This is a genomic window from Nocardia sp. NPDC055029, assembly GCF_053608525.1.
Genome location: NZ_JBSGVQ010000076.1, coordinates 1 through 9,090, shown reverse-complemented (window position 1 = coordinate 9,090; position 9,090 = coordinate 1). Strand labels below are relative to the sequence as shown.

The following is a 9,090-nucleotide window of genomic DNA, read 5'->3' as shown; positions in this document are numbered from 1 at the left end:
GGGCCACGATATCGTGGCCCCGCGTTTCGTGCGGCGTACCGTCATCGACATGGCCGTTCCCGACGAGCGGCTGCCCGGCCGTGAGCGAATATCAGCGCACCAGTAGCGCGACCGGGAGACGGGCGAACAGCTTGTCGATCCGGACGCTGCCCGCGAAGGTGTTGCCGGTCAGCCGGTCGATCCAATTGCCTTCCGGCAGTTGCAGTGTCGTATCGAGCCAGCCGGTCGCGGCGAGCCCCACGGAATGCCTGGTCGCCGCGACGATCACCTCGGGCGCCTCGCCCGCCGGTCCGCGACCGTAGGCGACCAGCCGCTGCGCGTGCTCCCCGACGGCATACAGCGGCAGATAGATCCCGCCGACGAAACACTCCGGCCGCTCCCTGCGTAACCACAGCGCATAGGCGACCACCCACATCTTCGCCGCGCCCGTGGTGTCCAAGGTCGGTGGCTCGGTGAGGGATTGGAGCAAACCGGCGCGGACCGCGAAATTGACCGGGCGCCGGTTGTCGGGGTCGACGAGAGAGTCCTCCCACAGTTCGGTGCCCTGGTAGATATCCGGGATACCGGGACCGCACAGCTGCAACAGCTTCTGCGCCACCGCATCCGACCAGGCATGCGGTGCGAGCTCATGAGCCAGATCGCCGATACCGGTACCGACCGGACCGTCGATCACCGCGTCCAGCCAGCCGTGCACCGCCGCCTCGAACTGCGCGTCCGGCTCCTCCCACGAGGTCTTGACACCCGCCTCGCGAATCGACTTCTCCGCGAACAGATGCAGCCGATCACGCAGACCGGGCACCGACGACGCGGGCCGCCCGTCGGCGGGCCATACCCCGAACATGTTCTGCAACAGGAACAATGCCGTCGCACCGTCTGGTGCCGGCGTAGTCTCCAGCCAGCCGCGCACCCGCTGCGACCAGATGTCGGCCACCTGCGACAGCACCCCGATGCGGGCGCGCACGTCCTCGCCGCGCTTGGTGTCATGGGTCGACAGGGTCGTCATGGTCGCGGGCCAGCGCTGCGAGCGTTCGCTGTTGGACAGGTGGAAGTCGTTGACGGAGTGGCCGAATCGCGCCGGATTGCCGCCCACCTCCTGGAGCGACACCAGCCGCGCGCCCTGGTAGAACATGGTGTCCTCGACCGACTTGGCGGTGATCGCGCCACACACCTGGGAGAACCGGGTCGCCGCCTCGCGGCCCTTGGCCAGCGCGGTCACCAGCACCGACAGTGGCGCGGTGAGCTCGGCATTGCGCTTCTCCACCTCGGCGACCACGGCCGCGGTGATCCCGGCCAGCGGCGCGTAGTCCACCCGGTACACCGGCATGAACGCCAGCACCTCGATGGTCGCGTTGCTCACCGCGAGCGTGTCGAAACTGCCCGCGTTCCCGTCGCGTTTGATCGCGGCGACCAGCCGCCGGATCTCCGGCGCGAGAATGGTTTCCGCCACCGCGCGCTTGATCCGGTGCTCGGTCTCGCCGAACCACGCCCGGTCGCTGCCGTGCCCGGCGACGTGCTGGGACAGCTCGGTCATCGTCGCCTCGCCCGCCGGGTCGATCAGCACACCGCCGAGATCGGCGAGCGCGTCGTACCCGGTGGTGCCATCCACCGGAAGTGTCGCGTCGAGGGGTTCGCGGTTGGCGAGGATCTTCTCTACCAGCAGCAGCCGCTGCGGGCCGATCAGCCTGCGCAGCCGGGTCAGGTACGCGCTGGGGTGCGACAGGCCGTCCGGGTGGTCGACCCGCACACCGTCGATGAGATCATGTTCGCACCAGGCGGCGAGCTCGCGATGGGTCGCCTCGAAGACCTCGGGGTCCTCCTGGCGGATCGCGGCCAGGCTGTTCACCGCGAAGAACCGCCGGTAGGTGCACACGCCTGCCTTCCAGCTCACCAGCCGGTAGTGCTGGCGGTCGTGGATGCGCAGCGCGTTGTCACCGTCGGTGCCCGGCGCGATCGGGAACCGCAGATCATGCAGCGCCAGCATCGGTTCCGGCCCCGACCGGTCGACCGTCAGCGCGGCCGGGTCGTTCTCGTTCTGCAGCACCGGCAGCGCCAACCGGCCGCCCGCGCCGTTACCGGGACTCCAGTCGATGTCGAAGTACCTGGCGTACTTGGATTTCTGTCCGTTGCGCAGCACGTCCCACCACCACGGGTTCTGCCGCGGATCGGCGACGCCGACGTGATTGGGCACCAGGTCGACGATCAAACCCATCCCGCGACTGCGCACTTCGTCCGAGAGCGCCTTGAGACCGGTCGGGCCGCCAAGGGCCGCCGACACCGTGGTGGGGTCGGTGACGTCGTACCCGTGCGTCGAGCCGTGCGTCGCGGTGAGGATCGGCGACAGGTACAGATGCGAGATACCCAGCTGCTGCAGATATTCGGCGATGGCACGGGCATCGGCGAAGGTGAGCGCGTCCGGCCGCAGTTGCAGCCGGTAGGTACTGCGCACCGTGCTCGGCCGGATGGGCGCGCGATGCAGCAGGGTCAGCGGATCGGTCACGTAGGTCTCGGTCATCGTTTCGGCTAGGCGGTTCGGCGCAGGACGAGCAGGCAGCGACTGGGGACGGGGAGCGACGCGGCCGCGGGATGGACCCCGTCGGCCGTGCCGGTGGGGGTCGAACAATCCAGGGCAAGCGTCCATTCGGCACCGAACTCCGGTCCTGGCAGCACGAACTCGAGCGCTTCGTCGTGCGCATTGAAGCACAGCAGGAACGAATCGTCGCTGATGCGTTCGCCCCGCGGTCCCGGTTCGGGGATCCCGTCACCGTCGAGCAGCACGGCCAGGGACTTGCCGAAGCCGCTGTGCCAATCGTCGGTGGTCATCTCGGCACCGCCGGGCGTGAACCACGCGATCTCGCGTTTGCGGTCCTGTCCGTCACCGGGACCTGCGGCCAGGAAACGGCGTCGCCGGAAGAGGGGATGGGAGGTGCGCAGGGCGATCACCGAGCGGGTGAACTCGAGCAGGTCGGCATTGGTCCGCGCCAGCGACCAGTCCATCCATGCCAGCGGCGAATCCTGGCAGTACACATTGTTGTTGCCGAGCTGGGTGCGGCCGATCTCGTCGCCGTGGGCCAGCATCGGCGTGCCCTGGCTCAGGATCAGGGTGGCCAGCAGATTGCGTTGCTGGCGGGCCCGCAATTCCAGGATCGCCGGATCGTCGGTCGGGCCCTCCACGCCGCAGTTCCACGACCGGTTGTAGCTCTCCCCGTCGCGGTTGCCCTCGCCGTTGGCGTCGTTGTGTTTCTCGTTGTAGGACACCAGATCCCGCAGCGTGAACCCGTCGTGCGCGGTGACGAAGTTGATGCTCGCGCCAGGGCGACGGCCGGTCGACTCGTACAGGTCCGACGAGCCGGTCAGCCGGTAGGCGAACTCGCCCAGCGTGGCCGGTTCACCGCGCCAGTAGTCGCGCACCGTGTCGCGGTACTTGCCGTTCCATTCGGTCCACAGGCTCGGGAAGTTGCCGACCTGATAGCCGCCCTCGCCGACATCCCACGGCTCGGCGATCAGTTTGACCTGGCTCACGATCGGGTCCTGGTGCACCAGGTCGAAGAACGCGGAAAGCCGGTCCACGTCGTGTAATTCGCGCGCCAGCGTCGCGGCCAGGTCGAACCGGAAACCGTCGACGTGCATGTCGAGGATCCAGTAGCGCAGCGAGTCCATGATCAGCTGCAGCGTGTGCGGATGCCGCACATTGAGGCTGTTACCGGTGCCGGTGTAGTCCTTGTAGAGCTCCGGGTCGGTCTCGTCGAGCCGGTAATACGCGGCATTGTCGATGCCGCGCAGGCACAGGGTGGGGCCGAGATGGTTGCCTTCGCCGGTGTGGTTGTAGACCACGTCGAGGATCACCTCGATGCCCTCGGCGTGCATCGCGCGCACCATCGCCTTGAATTCGGCGACGGCGGCATCGCCACGCGGTCGGGCCGAATACTGGTTGTGCGGGGCGAGGTAGCCGATGCTGTTGTAGCCCCAGTAGTTTCGCAAGCCCTGATCGGTCAGCACGTGATCGTGGAAGAACTGGTGCACCGGCATGAGCTCGATCGCGGTGACGCCCAGGCTCTTCAGATGTCCGATGATCGCCGGATGCGCCAGGCCCGCGTAGGTGCCGCGCAGTTCCTCGGGGATGTCGGGGTGCGTCATCGTCATGCCCTTGACGTGCGCCTCGTAGATCACCGTCTCGTGATACGGCCGCTTCGGCGGCCGGTCGGCGCCCCAGTCGAAGAACGGGTTGATCACCACCCCGGTCATGGTGTGGCCCAGCGAATCCAGTCCGTAGGTATACAGCGACGGATCGTTGACGAACTGTCCGTCGAAGGCCTTCCCGTACGGATCGAGCAGCAATTTGCTCGGATCGCAGCGCAGGCCGAGCTCCGGCTCATAGGGGCCGTGGATGCGGAAGCCGTACCGCTGACCCGGCGTGACGGCGGGCAGATAGGCGTGCCAGACGTACCCGTCGACCTCGTCGAGATTCACCCTGGTCTCGGAGCCGTCCTTGGCGATGAGGCACAGTTCGACCTTGGTCGCGACCTCGGAGAACACCGAGAAGTTCGTGCCCGCGCCGTCGTAGGTGGCGCCCAGCGGATAGGCGGTGCCGGGCCAGACGCCCAGTGGGGTCACCTCACCGGATCGGTCGTTCGGGCTCGACATGCTACGACAGTAGAGGAATCCGGTCCCCGCCCGCGCGGATGTGCGGTGGGTGCTTCGTCACGCCTGGTCAGTGGGCATCGGGCCCGCCCGTGGCCGCGCGCAGCCGCCGGGCGTAGCCGGTGCGGCGGGCCAGCGCTGCCAGCCCGCCGAAGATCAGCCGCTGCAACGGCACGGGCGGACCGGCCAGGTAGCCGTCCTGGTACTCCCAGAGCAGGCCGAGGGCGAGTGGGTTGCGTGGCAGTGTGCTCGCGGTGGTCCGGTGGGTGTTGTCGAGACCGCTCCAGAACTCGAACATCTCCCAGTGCCGCAGCGGCGGGCGGATGACGTGATCCATGACCGTGTCTTCGGCCTCGTTCCAGAACTCGTGCACGGCGCGCGGCGGGGCGGTCACGGTGTCGCCCGGTCCGGCGACGATCTCGGTGCCGTCGATCCGGAACCGGACCCGGCCGGTGCGAATCGTCCAGGTCTCGCTGAGCTCGGGATGCCAGTGCGGGCCCGCTTCGCGCCCGATGTGGGGGAGCACGTGCTCGAGCCGCAGATAGGCGCCCTGGTCGTCGGCGCCACGGTCGACCAGTGTCACGCGATGCCCGTTGCGGAAGGTGAGGACGGTGCCGATGTCAGCCATAGTCCAGGTATAAAGGTAACCTTCGTATTATGTCAATGGACCGACCCCCGACCTTGCTGAAACTGCTGGTCCAGGCGACCGATGCCTATGAGCGCGAGCTGAACGATCGGCTGCGTGCCGGGCTCGGGACCGATCTGCGGCCCGCGCACTACGCCGTGTTCCGGTACCTGGAACCGGGTGGCTCGCGGGTGACCGCGCTCGCCGAGGCGGCGGGGATGACTCAGCAGTCGATGGGCGAACTCGTCACGCACCTCGAGCGATCCGGCTATGTGGAGCGCCGCCCCGACCCGGCGGACCGGCGGGCGCGGCTGATCGTCGCGACCGCGGCGGGCGCCAAGGCTCTCGCCCTGGCGGGCGAGCACATTCGCCGGATCGAGGAGGCGATCGCGGCCGAACTCGGCGGGGTCACACTCGGCGAGGTTCGCACCGCGCTGGCGCGCATTCCCGGAGTCGTCGCCGATCAGCCCGTCGGCCGCGAACCGTAGGTGATAACTTGAACGGTGTTCAAGGCCGTCGCCCCGGCGGCACCGGACGACGACGAGGAAACCTGTGGACCTGACTCCCGAGCAGATCACCGTTCTCGATGCCGACCACGTCTGGCATCCCTACGGCGGCTTCCCCGCGACCACCGAACCGTTGGTCGTCGCGAGCGCGGCGGGCACCAGGCTCACTCTCGCCGACGGTCGCGAGCTCGTCGACGGGATGAGCTCCTGGTGGGCGGCCGTGCACGGCTACCGGCACCCGGTGCTCGACGCCGCGCTGCTCGCGCAGTCGCAGCGGATGAGTCACGTGATGTTCGGCGGCCTCACCCACGAACCGGCGACCCGGCTCGCCCAGCTGCTCGTCGAGATCACCCCGGCGGGGCTGGACAAGGTGTTCCTCTGCGATTCCGGCTCGGTCTCGGTCGAGGTCGCGGCGAAGATGTGCCTGCAGTACTGGCGCGGTGTCGGCAAGCCGGGCAAGCACCGGCTGCTGACGTGGCGCGGCGGCTACCACGGCGACACCTTCACCCCGATGAGCGTGTGCGACCCCGACGGCGGCATGCACACGCTGTGGACCGACGTTCTCACCGAGCAGGTCTTCGTCCCCACGCCACCGGTGAGCTTCGAACGCGACTACGTCGCCGAACTCGAACGCTCCGTCGCCGCCCATCGCGACGAGCTGGCCGCCGTCATTGTCGAGCCGGTCGTCCAGGGCGCGGGCGGAATGCGCTGGCACGATCCGCGCTATCTCACCGAACTGCGCCGGATCTGCGACGAGAACGACGTCCTGCTCGTCTTCGATGAGATCGCCACCGGATTCGGGCGCACCGGCGCGCTGTTCGCCGCCGACCACGCCGGCGTCGCGCCCGACGTGATGTGCGTCGGCAAAGCGCTGACCGGCGGCTACCTCACCCTCGCCGCCACGCTGTGCACCGCCCGGATCGCCGAGACGATCAGCGCGGCGCACGGCGGTCTGATGCACGGGCCCACCTTCATGGGCAACCCGCTGGCGTGCGCCGTCGCGGTGGCCTCGATCGAACTGCTGCGTTCACGGGACTGGCGCGGCGAGGTCGCCCGGATCGAGTCCGAGCTGCGGGTGGGCCTGGAACCGATCGCCGGACTGCCTGGCGTCGCCGACGTACGGGTGCTCGGCGCGATCGGCGTCGTCGAGCTCACCGAACCGGTCGACATGCGCGCGGCCACCGACGCCGCCGTCGACGCGGGCGCCTGGCTGCGCCCGTTCCGCAATCTCGTCTACACGATGCCGCCCTTCATCAGCACCACCGACGACATCGCCACCATCACCGGCGCCGTGCGCGCCGCGATCAAGGCCTCGCTCGGATGACGCCCCTGAACGGTGTTCAAGTAAGCTCCTCACCTGTGACTACGGATCCATTGAACTGGTTGGACGAGCGCGCGGCCGAGCGGGTCGACGCCGGGCTACGCAGGCAGTTGCGCGTGCGCGCCGCCGAGTCGCCCGCGATCGATCTGGCCTCCAACGACTATCTCGGACTGGTCCGCCATCCCGAGGTCGTCGAGGGCGCGATCGCCGCCGTGCGCCGCTGGGGTGCCGGGTCCACCGGTTCCCGCCTGGTCACCGGGACGACCGCGGAACACGCGCAGCTCGAAGCCGAACTGGCCGAATTCGTCGGCGCGGAAACGGGATTGGTGTTCGCGTCCGGTTATGCCGCGAACCTGGGCGCGGTGACCGCGCTCGCCGGACGCGGCACCCTCGTCGTCTCCGACGCGGGCAGTCACGCCTCGCTGGTCGACGCGTGCAGGCTCTCGCGGGCCAGGGTCGAGATCGCCCCGCACCGTGATGTCGCCGCGGTCGAACGCCTGCTCGTGGAGCGCCCCGAAGAACGCGCGCTGGTCCTCACCGACTCGGTCTTCAGCGCCGACGGCGACCTGGCTCCGCTCGCCGACCTGCACCGGGTGAGCCGGGCCAACGGCGCTGTCCTCATCGTCGACGAAGCGCACGGGCTCGGTGTGCGCGGCGCGGGCGGTCGCGGTCTGGTCCACGAGATGGGCCTGGCCGGTGAACCGGACCTCGTCATCACCGCCACCCTGTCCAAGGCGTTCGCCGCCCAGGGTGGGGTCGTGCTCGCCGACGCGCGGATCCGTGCCCACCTGATCGACGCCGCTCGCACCTTCATCTTCGACACCGGCCTCGCTCCCGCCGCGGTCGGCGCGGCCCGCGCCGCGCTCGGTCTCCTGCGCCGCGACCCAGCGATGGCGTCACGGGTGCTCGACCGCGCGGCCGATATCGCGCGGATCGCCGGGGTACCGGAACCTGAATCCGCGGTCGTCTCCGTCGTGCTCGGCGAGGCCCAGCTCGCCTTCGACGCCGCGCAGGCCTGCCGGGCCCGCGGCCTCGACGTCGGCTGCTTCCGTCCGCCGTCGGTCCCCGAAGGCACCTCCCGCCTGCGGCTGACCGCCCGCGCGAACCTCACGCCCACCGAACTCGACGTCATCGCCGACGTCCTCGGCGAGGTGCTCGCCCAGGCTCGCGGCAAGGAAGTGGTGACGGCATGAGCCTCCTGCTGATCAGCGGCACGTCGACCGATGTCGGCAAGACGGTCGTCACCGCGGCCGTGGCCGCCGCCGCCCAGGCTGCGGGCCGGTCGGTCGCGGTATGCAAGCCCGCCCAGACCGGCATCGCCCCCGACGAACCGGGTGACCTCGCCGAGATCACCCGGCTGTCCGGCGTGACCCGCACCCTCGAACTCGCCCGCTACCCGGAACCGCTCGCCCCCGATACCGCCGCCCGGCGCGCGGGCATGCCCCTGCTGTCCCTCGACGAGACCGTCGCCGCGGTCGACGCGCTGCGCGACGCCGACCTGGTCCTGGTCGAAGGCGCGGGCGGGCTGCTCGTCCGGATGGGGGAGTTCACGCTGCTCGACCTCGCGCAGAAGCTCGGCGCACCGGTTCTCGTCGTGGCCGCCGCCGGACTCGGCACCCTCAACCACAGTGAACTCACCACGCGCACTCTGGCCGCGGCCGGCGTGCCCTGCGCCGGGCTGGTCATCGGATCCTGGCCGACGGAACCCGACCTCGCCTCGCTCTGCAATCGAGACGACCTGCCCCGGGTCACCGAGACCGGGCTGCTCGGCGCAGTCCCCGCCGGCGCCGGGCAGTGGGACCGTGACCGCTTCGCTGCCGCGGCTCCGAGCTGGTTTCCTGCGGACTGGCGTCCATGATCGACCCCGATGATCATGGACGGTGTCCAAAACCGGCTCTGACCAGCCGATTTGACTTCGCGTTCGTGGCTGCGTAACTTAATTCGAGTCAGAGCGACACGGACACCGACCCGGTGCCGAACTGCTGAGCCTCCCGAGGCTG

Annotated in this window: 7 protein-coding genes; 4 read left to right on the top strand and 3 right to left on the bottom strand. The window is 69.4% G+C overall.

Annotation, left to right across the window (positions count from 1 at the left end; all coding sequences use genetic code 11):
- Window positions 1-91: 91 nt before the first annotated feature.
- The 3 genes from treY to ACWF9G_RS34080 all read right to left on the bottom strand — a co-directional run bounded on the left by treY (window position 92) and on the right by ACWF9G_RS34080 (window position 5,266).
- Window positions 92-2,512 carry a malto-oligosyltrehalose synthase gene (gene treY, locus ACWF9G_RS34090; protein ID WP_229740398.1) on the bottom strand — a complete coding sequence of 807 codons (2,421 nt, stop codon included), beginning with the start codon at window positions 2,510-2,512 and terminating at the stop codon, window positions 92-94.
- A gap of 8 nt (window positions 2,513-2,520) precedes the next feature.
- The gene (gene glgX / locus ACWF9G_RS34085; protein WP_452520341.1) at window positions 2,521-4,641 is read right to left on the bottom strand and encodes a glycogen debranching protein GlgX; all 2,121 of its coding nucleotides are present in this window, start codon (window positions 4,639-4,641) and stop codon (window positions 2,521-2,523) included.
- A gap of 67 nt (window positions 4,642-4,708) precedes the next feature.
- A complete protein-coding gene (locus ACWF9G_RS34080) occupies window positions 4,709-5,266 on the bottom strand; it encodes a cupin domain-containing protein (protein WP_452520339.1) in 558 nt (185 codons plus the stop codon).
- A gap of 35 nt (window positions 5,267-5,301) precedes the next feature.
- Here ACWF9G_RS34080 and ACWF9G_RS34075 point away from each other — a divergent pair, with 35 nt between their 5' ends.
- The 4 genes from ACWF9G_RS34075 (at window position 5,302) to bioD (ending at window position 8,948) form a co-directional block, all read left to right on the top strand.
- Window positions 5,302-5,751: a MarR family winged helix-turn-helix transcriptional regulator gene (locus tag ACWF9G_RS34075; protein WP_452520337.1), complete on the top strand. Its 450-nt coding sequence runs from the start codon at window positions 5,302-5,304 to the stop codon at window positions 5,749-5,751.
- Between the two features lie 64 nt (window positions 5,752-5,815).
- Window positions 5,816-7,093 carry an adenosylmethionine--8-amino-7-oxononanoate transaminase gene (locus ACWF9G_RS34070; protein WP_452520335.1) on the top strand — a complete coding sequence of 426 codons (1,278 nt, stop codon included), beginning with the start codon at window positions 5,816-5,818 and terminating at the stop codon, window positions 7,091-7,093.
- 35 nt (window positions 7,094-7,128) lie between these two features.
- Window positions 7,129-8,283 carry an 8-amino-7-oxononanoate synthase gene (locus tag ACWF9G_RS34065; protein ID WP_452520334.1) on the top strand — a complete coding sequence of 385 codons (1,155 nt, stop codon included), beginning with the start codon at window positions 7,129-7,131 and terminating at the stop codon, window positions 8,281-8,283.
- Window positions 8,280-8,948, top strand: coding sequence for a dethiobiotin synthase (gene bioD, locus ACWF9G_RS34060; RefSeq protein WP_452520332.1), 669 nt, complete (start codon window positions 8,280-8,282; stop codon window positions 8,946-8,948). The genes ACWF9G_RS34065 and bioD overlap by 4 nt, the downstream gene beginning before the upstream one ends.
- Window positions 8,949-9,090: the final 142 nt, after the last annotated feature.

Coding starts and splice junctions, on each gene's coding strand:
- treY (WP_229740398.1), bottom strand. CDS start 2,512: ATGACCGAGACCTACGTGACCGATCCGCTGACCCTGCTGCATCGCGCG.
- glgX (WP_452520341.1), bottom strand. CDS start 4,641: ATGTCGAGCCCGAACGACCGATCCGGTGAGGTGACCCCACTGGGCGTC.
- ACWF9G_RS34080 (WP_452520339.1), bottom strand. CDS start 5,266: ATGGCTGACATCGGCACCGTCCTCACCTTCCGCAACGGGCATCGCGTG.
- ACWF9G_RS34075 (WP_452520337.1), top strand. CDS start 5,302: ATGGACCGACCCCCGACCTTGCTGAAACTGCTGGTCCAGGCGACCGAT.
- bioD (WP_452520332.1), top strand. CDS start 8,280: ATGAGCCTCCTGCTGATCAGCGGCACGTCGACCGATGTCGGCAAGACG.